Origin of the sequence: Leptospira inadai serovar Lyme str. 10 (genome assembly GCF_000243675.2) — a bacterium.
In the GTDB taxonomy this organism is placed as follows: domain Bacteria; phylum Spirochaetota; class Leptospiria; order Leptospirales; family Leptospiraceae; genus Leptospira_B; species Leptospira_B inadai.
In genome coordinates this window covers 95,419-112,737 of record NZ_AHMM02000016.1, presented here as the reverse complement: position 1 = coordinate 112,737, position 17,319 = coordinate 95,419, and the positions used below count along the sequence as shown (strand labels likewise).

Below are 17,319 nucleotides of genomic sequence, written 5' to 3'. Positions count from 1 at the left end.
ATAATCGAATTTACAAGGAAGCGGGAATTTACATTCTGTTACAGGCATTTCTTCCGATGACCGAATTCTTACGTAAGGCACATGTATTTTGTCTAATTGCTACGTTCAGCACGATAGGAGTTTCCGTCAGCATAAGCCAAGCGTTTCTGGTACTGTCCTTCTGTTTCGGGTTCGGGCATACGCTTCGTTCTCGGCCGGCTTCTAACTGGTTCCCCAAACATCTTCTTTTTTATCTTTCTGTCGCCCTCTTTGTCTGGTATTTTCTAGATTTCCTAGTTCATCTCCTCTCGGGTGAAGATGCATTTTATTTTGAACGAGCGTTTAATAGCGAGCTAAAGGACTTTTTTCTATTTTTCGGATTCCTGTCAGTTTGGTTCTTAAAGGAAGAAGATATTCCCAAAGCATTTACTGGACTAGTGATTCTTTTTTTAGTATTAATTTTCACCGGAATCATAGGTGGATTTTCTCCCGTTCGATTGTCCAGATTAGTTAGCGATTTATACAAGGAGTCCAGCGCCTATAAATTTACGCATCCTCTCGGAACTTTTGCAAAGATTCCTTTGTATATATCCATCGGCCTAATGAATACACATTTGACGTTCGGCGGATTGCTCCAGTTCTTTTCCGGCTTTGCCGTATTTCGTTTTTTAAAGGATCTTGGATCGGAAAACAAAAAGAAAATTTTACAAAGCGGTCTCTTTTTGTTTCTCTTTGCTTTTGTTTGTCTACTAAATCAGGCCCGATCCAGCCTGATCGGCGCGTTCTGCTCGATCTCACTTGCTACATTACATTTATTCTGGATTCGTAAGGAATTGCCCACCTCGTATTTAATACGAGGTGGATTCGCTTTTCTGACGATTTCCATTTTACTGGGACTAGGCCTGGCCTTCAGTCCGGCGGGAAAAAAAGTGTTAGGACCAATCTTCGGAAAGGAAAAACATACGGACTCGGGCCGGACATTCATTTGGGATTCCACGTTTCCCCTAATCGCAGCCCATCCGATCATCGGAGTCGGACCGGGTAACTATAATCGATCCATCGAAACGGTTCGGATGGAACATTCCGAGACCTACCCGGAGTTGGCTTACTTTTATGAGGTTACCCAGAAAGGACATGCGCATAATGACTACTTTCATTTTACGTCCGTCTTCGGAGTTCCAAGCTTACTTATTTATTTATCGATTGCCGCCCTTTTTTCTTTTTTTCTTCTGCAATCCCGACAACCCTTGAATCGACTCATCTTTTACTACGGCATATTCGGATTCTTCGTTTCCGGACTGTTTCAATGTTATTTTCAAGACGATGAAGTCGTTATCCTATTTTGGCTTATCATCGGTCTATTCGTTCGCGGGGAATGGAAACCTTCAGATTCCGACGGAGCAAAGGCGCTCTCTCCTTCGATGCGGCAATCCGGGAAGTGAGAAAAAAGATCGATCGGCGTCGTCTAAGATACGTCGATTGCTTTCCGAAAACGAGGAAGGTCTAGTTATCTCGTACGCGGCATCCATTAATTCCTCCGTCCAGGAAAGTTTGGATGTCTCCGACTTAAAGCAAAACAATACGGTAAATTCATCGTAATCGATTAATACGGCGCCGCTTGTGGATAACGAATCGTTCGTTCGAAGCAGGTTTCCGTTTGAAATAAGGTTACTTTTATGCGGCAGTTTCCCTCTTCCGATAACCCATGCGGAATTTGCCGAGCGGCCTACGGAAAGAGTTTCAAGAATCCTAGTATCCGTATTTTTCCAGGTCCATGCCGATTCGTTTAGCAAAAATACTTCCGGACGAAGAAAGAGCAGAGGTTTGTTCAAAAGTGATAAGAATTCTTTGCCGTTATCCGATCCAGACCCGGATAGCAAAACGTTTCCGAACCTGTCGGATAGAAAGAACGGGAAAAAGGAAGCTGCTTCCGCCGGAAATTCGAATTTCCCTCCGAATAACCTCATACTGGCAGTTTCAAAATTACCGATATTTTTGCAGATTTCATTGATTCCAAATTTATAATATAATTTCCAGTGCATCCAGGATCCCCCTATATCCAGCAGAAATTCCCGCTCATTCGAATCTACGCGACAAAATCCGGAACGATCGGCGTTTACGTAAATTTTGGAATTCTCCCGGTCTCTGCGAAATGTCGGCAGCGAGTTTGCCGCTTTCTGAACGCGCAAATGTTCCAATTCGAACTCTCTAACTATATTCCTATGACCAGTCCGCATCAAAATTTCCCGATTTGCGTCCCGGGCGCTTACCGAATAATTATAGGATCCGGTAAGTAAGGTTGCGGAATCCAATACCATAGTTTTATGATGCAATAGCCCCCCCTTGCCGAAAGAAGGATCGTCGAGGTGATCTTCATTACCGTCTTCTAAAATTCTCACCCCATCGAGTGCGGATAATTGAATTCCTTCCGGATCCACCGGGCGATCATAGATGCCTTCGATCTCTCCTCCTCTCCTGTTAAAAAGAGAAAACTCAAGGCTTAAAACCGGATCGTAATGATCGAAAATCATGAATTTTGCCCGCTGCTCGGCTTTTCGAACAGATTCGGTTAGAATGTGCTGAATGATTCTGCCGTTATTGGGCGAATTCCAGAGTTCCAAATCCCGAAGGATCAATTTCGGAAAAGGGTATTCTTCCCGCAAAAAAGAATGAAATTTTTCCTGTTCCGATTCTCTTAGATTGAATAATAAGTATCCATTATTATCTCGTTCCAGGCCGTAATATGTGAAATTGCCTGTCCCAATAAATACCAGTTTTCCATCCGAAACTAAGACTTTAGTATGTTGTAATCCGGTTCCCTTCCAGTACCGTAGGTATTTGTAAAAGGAGCTCGGATAGGTTTTTCCGAATTCTCCCATGATTTCCAAACGTACACCTCGCTTTACTGCCGAGAGTATCGCCTCTTCGATTTCCGGATCATCAAATGAGTAAATATGAAAGTAAAGAGAGGATTGGGTTTGCTCGATTAAACGTATAATCACATCCCTGACTTCCCTTTTTTTCCCTGGGGGAGTGAAACGACCAGGGTAGGAGAAATATGCGGCCGGATAACCGCTCTGGTCCATCCAATGAGCTAGGAAATCGGCCTTCGCATCCTGAGCACAATGGATTAAAAAACCCAGTATCGGAATTATTTTTGTCCGCATCATAGGACCCATCCTAATTTTAATAGTAGATACCATTCTCTTAGCCCTAAAGAAGGATCGGATTCAAAACCGCCCACTTCTAATTCTAAGATGGATGTTTGATATTCGGGTGGAATCCAGCCGAAGGAAAGTCCTCCCTCTCGCAGAAAGGAGTTCGAAAAAATTTCCTTCGAACTAGACAATGCCCCTCTTGATTCCTTCTCCGTCGGTAGAAAGGCAATATAACTAGTTCGAATTCCTAATTTAACATGCGAAATTCGGAACGAGCTTTGCATTCCTAAAACGCCCGCAGGACGTTTAGTCGGAAAAAGTGACCGATCCCTTTCCAAACCGGCACCGGTTATCCAAGCCGACGGAGTCCACCCCCAGATTTGATTGAGCAGAGGATTAGGCAACGGCGAGGTTCCCATACCGACGAAACCTAATTCCAAAATCTCCCCATTTTTGCTTCTTTTGTCGGGATTCGGAAGGAAGCCAAAGGCAGAAAAATGCCATCCGAACCCCTGAAGACCTATATCGAATCGGACCGCTTCTCCGCTAATCGGCAAACTTTTCTCCGGTCGAAGAGGATGATACGCTGTTTTGTCCAAACCGCGAACGAGGAACGCTTCTAAAAGGCTAAAGAAAGGACCGGATAAAAATCCTATCCCGGTCTTTACCTGTGTAAGATAGTCTTTATCCCCGCCCAAGCGTTCCGATCTGGCCTCCTGAACATCTTTCCCGAATCTTCCCCAATTTCCTAAAGAGATATATCGTATTCCAATATTATAAAATACTCCCGATTCTTCCCGGGCCCAAAAACCGATACCGGCCCTATATCTAAACTCGGTCTGCGTAAGATCCTTTACGGGTATCGAATTTAAGCCGAGCTCGCTGCGCGCAGATTTTGGCAAAAAAGAATCCCGTCCTTGGGCAAGCAGCCAATTATTCTCGGCCAATGGAAATCCGCGGTAGAAATCCAGAACGTCGAATCGAACTTTAAAACGTCCGTTATCGTTCGTTTCAACGAAGGCCCCCTCGACCCCGTCCTTCCAATAAAACCATCCAGGTAAAGAATTAGGGTCGGACCTTCTACCGAAACCCCAACGAAACCCTTTTGCGAGTAACGCAAAATATGCGTCGTTTCCCGGGAGAATCTTCAATCGATTATCGGAGACCGAGAAAACATCCGCTTGTAGATTCGCCTCCCAGGAATCACGTCTAAGTTCTCCCTTTACATTCATCCAGAAGGGAAGCGCGATGCCGCTTACTCTTTCCACCTCTTTCGAAGTTTTATCGCCGGAACTAAGTCTTCCCTGCGCTTTAAAACCGAATGAGTAAATTCTAAGATTGAATTTTTCGGAAACGGATTCTGCAGCTAAAATACAAGGAATGAACGAAGCGAAAAGGATCGTTATCCGTATTCTCATTCCTGTCTCACCGTCGACAAATTCGAGTTCCCTGGACTTGCGTGAGTATTCGAGCATTCGGGAAGTCTGTCTATAGAGTCCGGAATATCCGAATCACCCCATGATCGATTTCCGTTTAAATCAAGGAACTGATAGCCGGAACGTCTAATTTTGTTTTTTGTATCATTCTTTCCCGGTCCTGCAGAGGAGTATCGCAGTTCATCCCAGAGCTCTCCCGTGACCGGATGACGCAGCTTAATGAGCGTCGAATTAGTTTGTGGGAGTGAGAAAGCCGAATCCTTCCAAACCTGACTTTTTGGAAAACAAGTGAGTTTTCCCGAGGCCAAAACACTGAATCCTGAATCTATCGGAAAAAGAACGGAGCTGGTAGATCCTCCCTGCGTCTCCACTTCCAAAAGTCCCGATTCCGCTCCCTCAATCTCCGAATGAACTTCCAAAAATCGATCGCTCGAAATCGGTTCGATACCTTTATAGGAACCGGCCCAGGAGATTTCCGAAAGAGCGGAACGGCCGATAAACTCGAACTTCCCCTTCTTCCCGGGAGAAATCCTGTGCAAATGATTTACTCCGGCCGGGACCTCGTCTCGGAGAGGTAAATAGATTCGAAAGTTCCGAAGTAATAAGGACGAAGTCGCAACTCCGGGAATTTCGAGTGCAAATCTAGTCGAAGAGTCGATAAGACCTCCGTTCCAAATCGAATGCGCTAAGCCTGTCGTTCGATCTCTGAGTCGGAACGAATCTGATAACTTTAACGAAGAAAGATTTCGGTACGAAAATGTGGTCGCTCCGAACAGGAACGGAAGAGCGCCGATCGTTAAAATGGATCTCTCCGTTACTGTTCCGAGAATCGAAATCGGAATAGTCGATTGCGCCCATTGAAATTCCAAATTCCTCGGTTTGCATTCCCTTGAACCGATATATTCTAAATCGATAAACTTAAAATCCGTCCTGAGCTTTCCCTCCCAATAGATCCCGATCGGATTCAATTCTTCTAAAATGAAATTTTTAGGATCGCAATCGGGAAGTTCTTCCCCTGATGAAAGATTCGTTCCGGTCGGAAAACCGGGATCCATACAATAGGATTCCGGAAGATTTGGCGGTTGTCGATTTCGTCCACATTCCGAAAAACCTGACGGTTTCCAGGAAAGGGTTTCGTCTCCATATCGGTAACCTCCTCCGGGGAGAATTCGTTCCGTTACCGATTGCTGCATGGAAAGTTGTAGACTCCCGTTACGTTTTAAATCTCCCCATCGAAGACCCGATAAAATAATTCGTTCGAGTGAAGACGATTCTTCCGCATAAACACGGGTTTCTCCCGGTAAAAGATAACCCGTGGTTTTTGGAACTGCGATCCGGTTGCCGAAAAGAACGAAGTTCATCCCGTCTTCGCAGATCGGATACGATTTGGAATTGAATAATTCGATCCAGCGGCCGGTTAACGACTCGGTCTCGCCGAATACTTCCGAAATCTCCGGAAGCTCATATTTACAGTTCGATAAAATTCGTTCATTCCTAGCCGGAATGGATCCGATCGTATTTTTTAATTCCTCACCTATATCGGTGACCGACTCGATTTTGATCGAGAGATACGAGTCGCCGTCTCCGGCAGGAGGATGTATCCAGAGCGTTTCCGTATCCGATAGTAGAAAGAGAGAAAAACTAGGGGCGTGGAATTTTCGCGAAAAACTATTTCGATCGAAGAAGAAAATTCCGTCGATAAGACCTTTACGAATCTCTCGACTTCCCAAAATCCCCGAACGAGCGGGTAAAATCTGCTTCCGTAATTCGTTTATCTTATAAATGCCGATCGTAATAGCAATTCGATTCCGGGAATCTTCAAAGGATAAAGGTGCAAGTAGTTCGGCTTGGCTCCATCCTACAAGAAATCGATTCAAACTCTCCCGAATCGTTGAGCGTGAGTCTTCCAGGCAAAGACTCGCGAAATAGTTGGGATGCTCTCCTGCCTCGAGGCAAGTTTTCCCATCTCTGACCTTTATCGATAGATTTACGAATTCGCTATTGCTTACATCTTCCGGTCCATATTGAAACGTAAATGCCGAAAAAACCGGAGATAATTCCAGCCAATCCGCCTTAGTCGAATGCTGGCAATATAACGCCGAAACGCCCATCAAAAGGAAAATCTTATATCTGTTCGCTCTTTTGAAATAGGATCGCATACTCCCTCCGTTAACACACAGGTAGGGAGTACGGCTTGGTGCTAAAAAAATTAGGGAGCGGTTAGAGAATTTTCTTCGTTTTCCTTAGAGTGAAAATGTCGGAAAATTTTTTCTGCGAGAGTATCTCCGATGCCGGGAACTTTCTTAAGCTCGTCGATCGTCGCATCTTCGATCCTTTTTTGTCCGGTAAAAGAACGCAACAATAGCTTACTTCTTTTCAATCCGATATCGGGAACGTCTTCGATTAAACTACGAAGAGCCTCCCGATTTCGTCGGGAGCGATGGTGCTCCACACCGAATCTGTGAGCCTCGTCGCGGATATGGCGCAATAACTTCATTCCGGGAGAATTCATATCGAAATTATAAGGCTCGTTTTGACCGGGAAAATAGATCTCTTCTCTTTTCTTTGCAAGTCCGACCATAGGAAGATTCGGAACGCCTGCTTCGACGGCGGCTTCGCAGGCTTTGCTTAATTGTGTTGGACCTCCGTCGATGACGACAAGGTTTGGTAGAGCGCCGTCCTCGTTTAGAATTCTTTGCAATCTTCTGGAAATTACCTCGTGCATCATTCCCGGATCGTTAATTCCCTCGTAACCTCGAATATTGTATTTTCTATACCCCTGCTTGAACGGCTTACCTTCCACGAAAATAACTCCGCTAGCCACCGGAAAAGAACCCTGAAAATGGGAGATGTCATAACATTCGATGATATGTGGCGGTTCACCGAGATGGAACATTTCCTGAATTTCCTTTAGAGCCGCAGTTTGATCCCGGTATTGAGTAGCGAGTAATCTCTCGGTTAAACCCAGTTCGGCATTTTTTTCCGCGATTTTTAAAAGCGATTTTTTTTCGCCGGCTTTAGGAAAACGTAATTTTGGTCTGAAGCCGGTTTTTTCCTGTAAAAAATCCAAAACGGTTTCCGCTTCTTCCTTTAAAGCTAACGGCACTACTATATTCGATGGAACTAAGCTTGCTCCCATGTAATAATCTCTAAAAAAAGAAGCTAGAATTTCGTCCTCGGATGAATTCGCAACCCCTTGAATCGGAAACGATTTCTTATTCTCAAGCCTTCCACCTCTCACTTCCATGAGAACGACCTGCCCTTCGTCTTCCCTTCTGGCAAAAGCGACGATGTCCTCATCTCCTCCGTCCAAACTTACGACAGTTTGTTTTTGACGGAAAGATTGGAGTTTCAAAAGCATATCCCTGTAACGAGCCGCATTCTCGAATTCCATCCGTTCGGAATAATCGTCCATCCTACGGGTTAGCTCATTGACGAGTCCGTCCTTCTTCCCTTCTAAAAATTGGATGACCTGATCTACGATGATTCTATATTCTTCGACCGGGACGTTACCTTGGCAGGGACCGAGACAACGCTTCATTTGAAAATTCAAGCAAGGTCTACGCGGCTTAGGTAAGGGTAAAACTTGTTTGGTCTTACGGATCGGGAATATCCTCAAGATGACGTCGAGGGTTTCCCGAGTCGTCTTCACGTCCGTATAAGGACCGAAATAACGATCGCCGTTATCCTTTAATTTTCGCGTAACAAAAACCATCGGATACGGCTCGGATAAAGAAACGCTAATATGCGGATATTTTTTGTCGTCCTTGAGTCGAACATTGTAACGAGGATTATGTTTTTTGATTAAAGTAGCTTCAAGAATGAGAGCTTCCCTTTCGGTAGAAGTGGCAATCCAATCCAGATCGAAAATTTCCCGCCGGAGAAAACGGGTCTTCAAATCGATATGATTTTCCTTCAGATAACTACGAATTCGCTTATCAAGATTCTTCGCCTTTCCGACGTAAATAATCTCGCCTTCCAAGTTCTTCCAAAGATAGCAGCCGGGAGAGCCGGTCAGATTCTTGAGTTTTTCGACGATCAGATTGTGATTTAGAACATCCGCCATTCTAGTCTTCTCTTATTGGACTATCCCAATCTTCGCCGTATTCTTCTTTCCAATCTACTTCGGGGTTAAATTCTCTTTTGGCTGCGCCCGAGGATTTAGCCGCCGCTTTACGCTTTGCTCTTCTTGCGCGATCCGCTTTGGCTTTCCTTAATTTGGCGTGGGCCGGATCTTCGATTTTATCGGCCAACCGGGCTTCCTTTTCCAACCGTTCGCATAATAAAATTCGCGCCTTATAGCGGTTCATTCCCTGCGTTCGATAGATCGAACATTTAATTTCTTCCCCTGTTGGTCGGTGAAGCAATCGAACGGCAGTAGAAACCTTATTTACGTTTTGACCGCCCTTTCCTCCGCTTCGCGTAAAACTTTCTTCCAAGTCGGATTCGAACACTTTGAGCGATTCCATTCGTGCCAAAAGAGCGGATTCCTTTTCGGAAGAAACGGGAAATCGAGAGGACATGACTAACGAGCGAAAAGTTCTTGCGAATCGAATTGCGTAAAATAGGGAAACGGTCTTCCCTTATCGTCTAAACAGACGTAAGTGATCGTACAATCGATTATCTCGCGGACTTCCTTCCGCTTTTGGCTTTTAGAAATAGAAGCATTGCGAATGGTTATGGAACTCTTTCCGATTTTTTCTATTTTGGAGAAAATCTGTATAATATCGCCCGACAATCCGGGACTTTTGAAAACGACATCATCCATACTAACGGTTACGATATTCGAATATCGTATTTTTTCCATGACGAACATTGCACATCCTTCGTCGATCCATGCGAGCATTTGACCGCCGAAGAGAAATCCGTGCTGATTCAGGTCTCGGGACATCACTATATGCTGGGTACTCAGTTCCATCCCTTCCAGTTTCTTATCTAAGAAGACTTCCAAATTCAATTCATTCCTCCTCGATTTTTGCGGCCGACTTCCCCCGAGTCGATGACGGGCAAATCTTTCCCAACACGCATTCTTCACAAAATGTACGATGCGCCTTACAATAGCGTCGACCCAAAAAGATAAAATACAACGAAAGATCCATCCAATAATGAGGCCGAACGATCTCCATTAAATCCTTCTCGACCTTGACCGGATCGGTTTGCTTTGTCAGTCCTAACTTTTTGGAGACGCGCTTTACATGCGTATCCACGACAAAGCCCTCCGAGATTCCGTGTATTTCGTTCAAAACCACATTCGCAGTCTTTCGACCAATTCCCGGCAGTCGAATCAGCTCGGATATAGTATTCGGTAATTTGCCTTTATAGTTTCTCAAAAGCGTTTCGGCAAAACCCACTACCGACCTGGCTTTATTCTTATAGAAGCCTGTGGAATAGATGATTTCTTCGATTTTTTTGAGAGGAGCGTTTGCGATTGATTCTAGGCTAGGATAAGCTGCAAACAAGCGTGGAGCAACTTCGTTCACTCTCGCATCCGTACATTGCGCGGAAAGAATGACCGAAATCGCGAACTCGTAGTCTTTTTGGTAGTTTAAAGGGGAACTTACTTCCCCGAACTCTCCCCGTAACAGGGAATGAATTCGGGAAACGTACTTGGGCGTTGGAACAAACTCAGGCCTTGGCTGCCTGTTTTTCGATTCCGACGTATTTTTTGGGGGCAAGAGCTTGTAAAGAACCGCCATTATCTTTAATCGCGGCCTTGATTCCTTTTTTACGAAGGGTACGTAGGGCACGAGTCGAAATTCGAACGGTTACCCAGCGGTTTTCATCTTCTAAAAAGATCCGCTTTTTGATTAGGTTGATTTTCCAGGTTCTACGGGTCTTAAGGTGAGAGTGAGAAACATTATTCCCAGCAATGGTACCTTTCCCGGTAACGACACATTTTCTGGCCATATTGCGACCATAATTTTCTTCCTCGGGAGGCTGTCAAGAAAACGATTCTGCTAGGGCATTTTTTGATTTAAAAGTGGCAGTTTCGGGTTAGCAATTTCCGCCGGAATCATAATTCGCAATTAGGACCGGAATTCTCATTCATGCAAGACGGAAAACTGCGCGGGAGGATCGCGGTTTGTAGGAACTTCTACACCCTGGACGATCCAATTCCCGCCGGAATCATGATTCGCAATTCGATCCGGAATTCTCGTTCATGCAAGACCGAAAACTGTGCGTGGAGGATCGCGATTTGTAGGAACTTCTACACCCGGGACGATCCAATTCCCATTCATTCAAACCTATAACTAGTCCTCGAACGGGACTTTTTTCTTCAAAACTTCCAACACCTCGTTCGGCTCATCGCAATACGTTATTAAATTAATATCGTCCGGATCGATCAGTCCGTATTCTTTCATCGGACCAATATGAAATACCTGATCCCAGTATTTCTTCCCATACATAATCACCGGAATTTTCAGATTATTTCTGCCGGTTTGAATTAAAGTAAGAGTTTCGAAAAGTTCATCCACCGTGCCAAATCCACCCGGGAAGACGACGATCCCCTTGGACAGGCGTAAAAACCAGAGCTTACGCATGAAAAAGTAATGAAACTCGATGCTAATCTTAGGATCCGCGAAGGTGTTAATCGTTTGTTCAAACGGAAGTCTGATATTCAACCCTAGACTCGGACCTCCCCCTTCCACCGCTCCACGATTGGCAGCTTCCATAATCCCGGGACCACCTCCCGTACAGACTGCCATCCTTCGAACATCTTTAGAGATTTCCTTTCCCCAAAGTGTGATCAATCTTGCGGTCTCTCTAGCCTCCTCGTAATAGCGAACCAGTTCACCTTGCTTCTCATGTATACGTAATTCCTTGGGGGTCAGTTTTTCACGCAACTTATCTCTAGCTGCGTATTCCTCCGTGCTCAAAATTCTAGCCGATCCAAAAATACAAATCGTATCCCTAATTTTTGCGTCTCGAAATAATGCTTGAGGATAATTAATTTCGGCCAAAACCCGAAGGTGAAACGCATCTACGGAATGTAAAAATTCCTCGTTCTCAAAGGCTGCCCTTCCCATATTCCATCCTTGTTCCTAGTACTTTCTCTTAATATCGTCCGACTCCGATATACGGCCCGGAACTAAAGCTTGCCTGAAAAAGGGTTCTTCGATATCCTTTTCCCAATGACTCCCTTTTCCGACCTCGGAAAAAGACTTCGATCCAAGTTTGTTAGGTACGTCTATCTACTCGATACGAAATTCCTTGCGGGTAAGATCAGACTCGAAAAAAAAATAGAACCTTACATCTCGGAAAAAAGGATTTCAGAGAAGATTCAAGCAATCGGATCCGTACAAACTGAAGCGGAACCGGACTGGACCCAAAATCTACCTCCTTTTACGTATTGGGAATCTCAAGAGGAAACTGTCTTTCCGAATGCAAAACGGAAAGTGAGAACGAAAACCTTTCAAAGAACCCGCCCCTGGCTCTTCTGGGCCTTTCTGCCCTGGAAAAAGAAAGCAGTGGAATTGAATCCTCTTTCTCTAGGATTTTCTCCGGAAGCCCAAGATTCCTCCGCACCGGTGAATTCTCGAAAAATGAAGAAACCGTATTTCCGAAGTAAACCGCATTTCTGGGAGGCTTGGTTTCCTCAAACTTCCACCTTGACATTATCTCCTCTCGTAATCTGGGAGGCGGAAGTAAAAGATTCGACGTTCAAAGATTGCCTTCCGGAGACCCTATTGCCTTTCGGACCTCCGGGGAAATGGAAGGTTAGAATCTGCTCGATGAGAGTACTAAGTCATCAATTGGGTGCACTATACGAAGACTTTTATCCGAGCCCGCATACGGTACATAGATCGGAAGTTTGGGTTTATGGATATCCGCAAGGCTCGGAGATTCACACCGAAACCTTAAAATTATATCCGTTAGGAGTCTGGTTGCAACCTAGCTTTTTGAAAGATGAGGCGCCGAGATTAAGAGTCGGATTACCATTACGATCGGGGGAAACGTCCTGGCAGATTCGTGGGAAGATAGTATCGATTCGTATCCGCGAATTGCAATGGAATTGGAAACAGGACGAAAATCCCTTACAGTCGCAGCCGAATTTCTCTTCACCGCATATCGTATTAGGAAAACATAATATTCGATTGGTTCCGGAATCGTATCGTCCGGACGTATCCGAGGCCTACTTATTTAAGAGGGCCATTGTCTCCGACCCTAAACTTCTCCACCGCCCCATACCTTCCGAAAATCGTTCGGGCGTTTCCCCGAAACCGACGCGAATATAACCTTCCGTCTCGAAGTCCAATCCGGGTAAAACGAAAATTCCAGCCTGTTTCAGGAGCATATCGGCGTACGCCTTCGAAGCCAATCCCCTTTCCAATTTTGGAAAACCGACAATCCCGCCCTCCGGAGAACGAAACGTATCTAATCCGGGTAATCCCGGTACGCATTCCGAAAAGAAAGTAATATTGCGATTCAAATTGCTACGAATGAACGTTTGTAATTCTTTTCGTTTGCGAAGAATTTGCAAGGTCAGAAATTCCGAAATCGGCGAGACGGTATGAGTCAAATAATCTTTCATGGAGCGAGCTTTTTCGATAAATTCCTTGGGTCCGACTAACCAGCCGATCCTAAGCCCCATGACCCCGAAGCATTTAGTGATCGATCCTGTCGCGATACTTCGATCCGAAATTCCGATACCGGTCCAACCTAGTTCCGAATTTCCATCCTGAAATCTATAATGCTCGTCGAAAAGAATCCAAGGCTCGTCTTTGGGTCTTAAATTCGAGTCTCGTAACGTTTTACGGTCGGATTCAGTGGTGGAAATCCCGGTGGGATTATGGGGATGATTGAATATTACGAGTTTAGGATGTTCTTCGAATAAGCTTCGAATATTTTTCTCTCCGAAACCAAGTTCAGACTCCTCCAGTCGATCCAAAAGGCTGACAGTATTTAAGCGAGCGTTTCGAAATAAAGGTATTTCATAGAGCGCTTGAAAAGCCGGCCAAAATAAGGAAACGGTATCTCCTTTTTCAATCAACAAACAAAAGGTTAGAAAAAGTGCCTCACCGGTACCCGTAGTAATCAATACTTGATCGGCGGAAGTATTCGGATATAGCGCGGCAATCTCTTCTCTTAGATCGGCTCTTCCCCTGTTCGGAGAATCCGCCAAGGAAAGAAAGCCCAGTTCTCTTAGATCCAGGCTAAGCGAAGTGGCAAGTTCCGAGAGATAAAAATTTCGAATTCCGCTTTCGCCCAAATTGCAAGGGGCATCGATTCTAAAGCGCTCTAATCTATCTTCGATAAAAAAATCGCGCAGGCCCATATGGAGCGAGACTCGGGCAGCTTACGAAAGAAGCAAGGCGAAAGCACCGAAAAAGGAGAATAGAAACAAAGCCACCAGCATCCAGCCTAGCCAAAGTAAAAAATATCTCAGGTCCTTTAACGCGAATAAAAGCTGCTCGGGGTCCCTACCTTCCAGAGCGAGCGTTCGCTTAAAAGAAACGGAGGCACTATAGCAAAGAATTCCTAGGATAAATGTCAATAACGCGGAGCTCGCCGAAACGACGGTTTTTCCCGGGGTTTCCGTAAAAAATGATCCGAATGCCAAAGCCCCGGAAAGTAGGAATAGGACGATCGCAATATTCCGAAGTAAACCTCGGAGAGAGTCCAATTCCCTATGTTGATCTCTCGAAAATTCGGTTGATTCCATACTTTTAGAATCGGCGAAAAAACGGGTTGAACCAGGGGGAAACCGGATTTTTATGAAAATAGACAATAGTTAGGCATGATAATGAATCAAGAGAGCGCAAATATCGAAGCCTGGACACGGAAACCGTTTTCCTCTAGCGTACAAAAGGAAGCCTCGGATGTTTTAAACAGATTCAAAAAGGGTGCTAACGGACTCGAAATCGAAGCTTTTACTGTCCCTCTGGAGTTCGGTACCGGCGGAATCCGGGGCCGTATCGGAAATGGGATCGGTCGAATGAACGAATATACCGTCGGCCGAGCCGCTCTGGGCTTTTCCAGGTATCTGGTAAAGAAGTCCAAAAAGCCGGTACTTGTAATCGCCTATGATTCAAGACGTAGATCCCGCGAATTTGCGGAAGTGACGGCGGGAATTGCCGCCTCTCACGGAATCAAAGTCTATTTATTCCCCGAAGTCGCGCCCACTCCGCTGCTATCCTATGCGGTTCGATATTATAAGGCCACCGGAGGGGTCGTCTTAACCGCCTCCCATAATCCGCCGGAATATAACGGTTTCAAAGCTTATCTTTCAAAGGGAGAGCAGTTAGTACCTCCCGACGATAAAAAAATCATAGGCCTGATCGAATCCATCCAGGATTGGAATGAAATTGAGATCCTAACCACCAAGGATCCTCGATACAAGAAATTCGTGAAAAAGGTGGAACCCGCCTGCTTTGCATCCTACTTAAAGGATTTAAAGAAAGCGGGAATCCAATCCGAGCAAGTGACCGCAAAACAAAGAGCCTCCTTAAAATTGGTATATTCTCCGTTGCACGGAACCGGCGGAAAGTATATGAAATTTTTATTAAATACATTCGGATACAAACAAGTCATTCTAGTCCCGGAACAGAAGGATCCGAACGGAGAATTCCCGACCGTAAAATATCCGAACCCCGAAGAAGCGGAAGCGTTAGAACTGAGTCTGAAACTATCCCAAAAAATCGAGGCGAAGGCATTTATTGCCACCGACCCGGATGCGGATCGTTTAGGCATCGGAGTCCGCAATCTCGACGGGTCCTACACTTTATTGAACGGAAATCAAATCGGTTCGATTCTTGCCGCTTATCTTTCCGAAAAAGTCGCCTCTAAAAAGAGAAAAGGAAAAAAACCGGTTCTCGTTAAAACCATAGTCACTACGGATCTCCAATCCGAAATTGCTAAAAAGAACAAGATCGCTTTAAAGAATGTTTTAACCGGATTTAAATACATCGCGGAAGTAATGGGTAAACTGGACGAAAGTAAAACCCAATATTTTCTTTTCGGTGGAGAGGAATCGTACGGTTATCTGCCGGTAAATTTCGTTCGAGATAAGGATAGCCTCTCTTCCGCTCTACTTTTGCTAGAAGTTTTAGCGGAAAAGGAAAATCTGACGAATTATATGAACGAGATTTATCTGAAATACGGGCTCTATCAGGAAAGTCTTAAATCTTTAAATTTAGAGGGATTAGCCGGAAAAAAGAAAATCCAGGATTCATTGGATTCGCTCAGAAACAGGGATTTAATCGGTCAAATATTAGGGAAACGTAAGGTAATCGGCTTTCTGGATTACAAAAATAAGATCGCCAAAGGAGTTTCTTCCAAATCCGCTTTTTCGGGACTTCCAAGTTCCGATGTGATTCAATTGGAATTGGAAGGTTCCGGAAAACTGACCATCCGACCTTCCGGAACGGAACCTAAGATTAAAATCTATTCTTCGTTCAAAAGTTTACGGCATCCGAATTCGAAAGAGGAGATTCCGGCTTTGACTCGGACTCTTTCTGAAGAATTGAAGCAGACCGAAACCGTATTTTTAAAGATAGCAGGGTTATCATGAAAGAAACAGCAACCGAATTTCAAAAAACGAAAGAACTAAGTAATAAGTACTTACTGGATCTTGTCCACCGCTACCCCGTCGCATTTCGATACGGAGTAAACGAGCTTCTATTCGACCAAGAAAATAAGCAGTACATCGATTTTCTCTGCGGCGTAGCCGTCACAAACCTGGGTCATAGCGATCCGGACATTATCGAAGTCATTCGCACTCAATCCGATAAATTAATGCATACTTCTAATTGGTTTTATTCGGAAGAAGCGTCTAAATTGGCCGAGCTTCTCGTTTTAAACACGTTTCCCGGAAAAGTATTCCTTTGTAATTCCGGAACCGAAACTACCGAGGCGGCATTCAAACTTACCAGGGCCTATGCCGAGCAAAGACAAATCGCGAATCCCGTCATTATTTCTCTGCAAAAAAGTTTCCATGGAAGATCGGTTTCCGGAATCAGCCTAACCGGCCAAAAGAAAATGCATACCGGATTCGGGAAACTACTGGAAGGAATCGAATTCGTTACGCCAAACAACGAAAAAGAACTGGTAGGCGCTTTTGAGCAATATTCAGGACATGTAGTCGCGTTCTTTGCCGAACCGATTTTAGGTGAAAGCGGCATTATTCCGTTAACTCATAATTATCTTACCTTGGCGAGGGAATTGACTCAAGAGAACGAGGCCTTGATGATTCTAGACGAGGTTCAAACCGGTTTTGGAAGAACGGGAACCCTTTTTGCGTTCGAAACTTTCGGATTCTCTCCCGATATTATGACCCTAGCAAAAGGCCTCGGCTCGGGTTTTCCGATCGGCGCAATGATCGTTTCGGAGAAATACCAGGATGTACTGGGAAAAGGGTCCCACGGTTCCACCTTTGGAGGAAATCATTTAGGTGCCGCCATCGCTTATGAAACGATTCGGATCATTCAATCCAGGGACATTCTCGCGAATGTCAACGCTTGTTCGGATATCGCTTTCAGTCGATTGAATCAATTGAAAGAAAAATTAAAGATCGTCAAAGAAGTTAGAGGAAAAGGCCTCCATATCGGAGTAGATCTTACGATTCCCTCCAGACAGGTCGCGGAACGAAGCTTGGAAAAAGGATTAATCGTAAACGCTACGGGAGATACCGTGATTAGAGTCATGCCTCCTCTGACGATATCGACTAAGTATTTAAACGAAGGTTTGGATATTCTCGAAGAAGTCCTCACCGAGTTCCAAAACGAACAGAAGTAAAAAGGAAAGCA

Annotated in this window: 15 protein-coding genes; 4 read left to right on the top strand and 11 right to left on the bottom strand. The window is 44.8% G+C overall.

The window, feature by feature from the left end; genetic code table 11:
• Positions 1–56 precede the first annotated feature (56 nt).
• The gene (locus tag LEP1GSC047_RS08995) at positions 57–1,421 is read left to right on the top strand and encodes an O-antigen ligase family protein (RefSeq protein ID WP_039934542.1); all 1,365 of its coding nucleotides are present in this window, start codon (positions 57–59) and stop codon (positions 1,419–1,421) included.
• Here the strand turns inward: LEP1GSC047_RS08995 and LEP1GSC047_RS08990 are convergent.
• From LEP1GSC047_RS08990 to LEP1GSC047_RS08945, 9 genes are all read right to left on the bottom strand, one after another.
• Entirely contained in the window at positions 1,365–3,149 is a 1,785-nt protein-coding gene (locus LEP1GSC047_RS08990; protein ID WP_020988550.1) for a phospholipase D-like domain-containing protein, read from the bottom strand. The genes LEP1GSC047_RS08995 and LEP1GSC047_RS08990 overlap by 57 nt on opposite strands.
• Positions 3,146–4,555, bottom strand: a complete 1,410-nt coding sequence (locus LEP1GSC047_RS08985; protein WP_010419718.1) for an LA_2168 family protein — start codon at positions 4,553–4,555, stop codon at positions 3,146–3,148. Before LEP1GSC047_RS08985 ends, LEP1GSC047_RS08990 begins: the two co-directional genes overlap by 4 nt.
• Positions 4,552–6,732: an LIC11755 family lipoprotein gene (locus LEP1GSC047_RS08980; protein WP_010419721.1), complete on the bottom strand. Its 2,181-nt coding sequence runs from the start codon at positions 6,730–6,732 to the stop codon at positions 4,552–4,554. The genes LEP1GSC047_RS08985 and LEP1GSC047_RS08980 overlap by 4 nt, the downstream gene beginning before the upstream one ends.
• 50 nt (positions 6,733–6,782) lie before the next feature.
• Positions 6,783–8,639, bottom strand: a complete 1,857-nt coding sequence (gene uvrC / locus LEP1GSC047_RS08975; protein WP_020988560.1) for an excinuclease ABC subunit UvrC — start codon at positions 8,637–8,639, stop codon at positions 6,783–6,785.
• Between the two features lies 1 nt (position 8,640).
• On the bottom strand, positions 8,641–9,096 hold the full coding sequence (locus LEP1GSC047_RS08970) for a peptide chain release factor family protein (RefSeq protein WP_010419724.1): 456 nt from the start codon (positions 9,094–9,096) through the stop codon (positions 8,641–8,643).
• A 2-nt stretch (positions 9,097–9,098) separates the two neighbouring features.
• Positions 9,099–9,524, bottom strand: coding sequence for an acyl-CoA thioesterase (locus LEP1GSC047_RS08965; RefSeq protein WP_039934537.1), 426 nt, complete (start codon positions 9,522–9,524; stop codon positions 9,099–9,101).
• A gap of 7 nt (positions 9,525–9,531) precedes the next feature.
• Complete coding sequence (locus tag LEP1GSC047_RS08960) at positions 9,532–10,269, bottom strand: endonuclease III domain-containing protein (RefSeq protein WP_052580675.1); 738 nt, start codon at positions 10,267–10,269, stop codon at positions 9,532–9,534.
• Entirely contained in the window at positions 10,199–10,480 is a 282-nt protein-coding gene (gene rpmB, locus LEP1GSC047_RS08955) for a 50S ribosomal protein L28 (protein WP_010419731.1), read from the bottom strand. The genes LEP1GSC047_RS08960 and rpmB overlap by 71 nt, the downstream gene beginning before the upstream one ends.
• 344 nt (positions 10,481–10,824) lie before the next feature.
• Positions 10,825–11,601: an LOG family protein gene (locus tag LEP1GSC047_RS08945; protein ID WP_010419738.1), complete on the bottom strand. Its 777-nt coding sequence runs from the start codon at positions 11,599–11,601 to the stop codon at positions 10,825–10,827.
• Between the two features lie 105 nt (positions 11,602–11,706).
• Here LEP1GSC047_RS08945 and LEP1GSC047_RS08940 point away from each other — a divergent pair, with 105 nt between their 5' ends.
• Positions 11,707–12,810, top strand: a complete 1,104-nt coding sequence (locus LEP1GSC047_RS08940) for a hypothetical protein (RefSeq protein WP_146036893.1) — start codon at positions 11,707–11,709, stop codon at positions 12,808–12,810.
• Here LEP1GSC047_RS08940 and LEP1GSC047_RS08935 read toward each other — a convergent pair.
• Together LEP1GSC047_RS08935 and LEP1GSC047_RS08930 are read right to left on the bottom strand one after the other, a co-directional pair.
• Positions 12,708–13,850, bottom strand: a complete 1,143-nt coding sequence (locus LEP1GSC047_RS08935; protein ID WP_010419744.1) for a pyridoxal phosphate-dependent aminotransferase — start codon at positions 13,848–13,850, stop codon at positions 12,708–12,710. The genes LEP1GSC047_RS08940 and LEP1GSC047_RS08935 overlap by 103 nt on opposite strands.
• 21 nt (positions 13,851–13,871) lie before the next feature.
• Positions 13,872–14,237 (bottom strand): hypothetical protein, encoded by a 366-nt coding sequence (locus tag LEP1GSC047_RS08930; RefSeq protein WP_010419747.1) that lies wholly within the window; start codon positions 14,235–14,237, stop codon positions 13,872–13,874.
• An 81-nt stretch (positions 14,238–14,318) separates the two neighbouring features.
• Between LEP1GSC047_RS08930 and LEP1GSC047_RS08925 the strand changes: the two genes are divergently transcribed.
• Together LEP1GSC047_RS08925 and LEP1GSC047_RS08920 are read left to right on the top strand one after the other, a co-directional pair.
• The gene (locus tag LEP1GSC047_RS08925) at positions 14,319–16,085 is read left to right on the top strand and encodes a phospho-sugar mutase (RefSeq protein WP_010419749.1); all 1,767 of its coding nucleotides are present in this window, start codon (positions 14,319–14,321) and stop codon (positions 16,083–16,085) included.
• Positions 16,082–17,308 (top strand): acetylornithine transaminase, encoded by a 1,227-nt coding sequence (locus tag LEP1GSC047_RS08920; protein WP_010419752.1) that lies wholly within the window; start codon positions 16,082–16,084, stop codon positions 17,306–17,308. Before LEP1GSC047_RS08925 ends, LEP1GSC047_RS08920 begins: the two co-directional genes overlap by 4 nt.
• The last annotated feature ends 11 nt before the right edge of the window (positions 17,309–17,319 follow it).

Bases quoted from the DNA above. Each gene is read 5' to 3' on its own strand.
- LEP1GSC047_RS08935 (WP_010419744.1), bottom strand. From the start codon at position 13,850: ATGGGCCTGCGCGATTTTTTTATCGAAGATAGATTAGAGCGCTTTAGA.
- LEP1GSC047_RS08980 (WP_010419721.1), bottom strand. From the start codon at position 6,732: ATGCGATCCTATTTCAAAAGAGCGAACAGATATAAGATTTTCCTTTTG.
- LEP1GSC047_RS08970 (WP_010419724.1), bottom strand. From the start codon at position 9,096: ATGTCCTCTCGATTTCCCGTTTCTTCCGAAAAGGAATCCGCTCTTTTG.
- uvrC (WP_020988560.1), bottom strand. From the start codon at position 8,639: ATGGCGGATGTTCTAAATCACAATCTGATCGTCGAAAAACTCAAGAAT.
- LEP1GSC047_RS08960 (WP_052580675.1), bottom strand. From the start codon at position 10,269: ATGGCGGTTCTTTACAAGCTCTTGCCCCCAAAAAATACGTCGGAATCG.
- LEP1GSC047_RS08920 (WP_010419752.1), top strand. From the start codon at position 16,082: ATGAAAGAAACAGCAACCGAATTTCAAAAAACGAAAGAACTAAGTAAT.
- LEP1GSC047_RS08925 (WP_010419749.1), top strand. From the start codon at position 14,319: ATGAATCAAGAGAGCGCAAATATCGAAGCCTGGACACGGAAACCGTTT.
- LEP1GSC047_RS08990 (WP_020988550.1), bottom strand. From the start codon at position 3,149: ATGATGCGGACAAAAATAATTCCGATACTGGGTTTTTTAATCCATTGT.
- LEP1GSC047_RS08930 (WP_010419747.1), bottom strand. From the start codon at position 14,237: ATGGAATCAACCGAATTTTCGAGAGATCAACATAGGGAATTGGACTCT.
- LEP1GSC047_RS08985 (WP_010419718.1), bottom strand. From the start codon at position 4,555: ATGAGAATACGGATAACGATCCTTTTCGCTTCGTTCATTCCTTGTATT.
- rpmB (WP_010419731.1), bottom strand. From the start codon at position 10,480: ATGGCCAGAAAATGTGTCGTTACCGGGAAAGGTACCATTGCTGGGAAT.
- LEP1GSC047_RS08940 (WP_146036893.1), top strand. From the start codon at position 11,707: ATGACTCCCTTTTCCGACCTCGGAAAAAGACTTCGATCCAAGTTTGTT.
- LEP1GSC047_RS08995 (WP_039934542.1), top strand. From the start codon at position 57: ATGACCGAATTCTTACGTAAGGCACATGTATTTTGTCTAATTGCTACG.
- LEP1GSC047_RS08945 (WP_010419738.1), bottom strand. From the start codon at position 11,601: ATGGGAAGGGCAGCCTTTGAGAACGAGGAATTTTTACATTCCGTAGAT.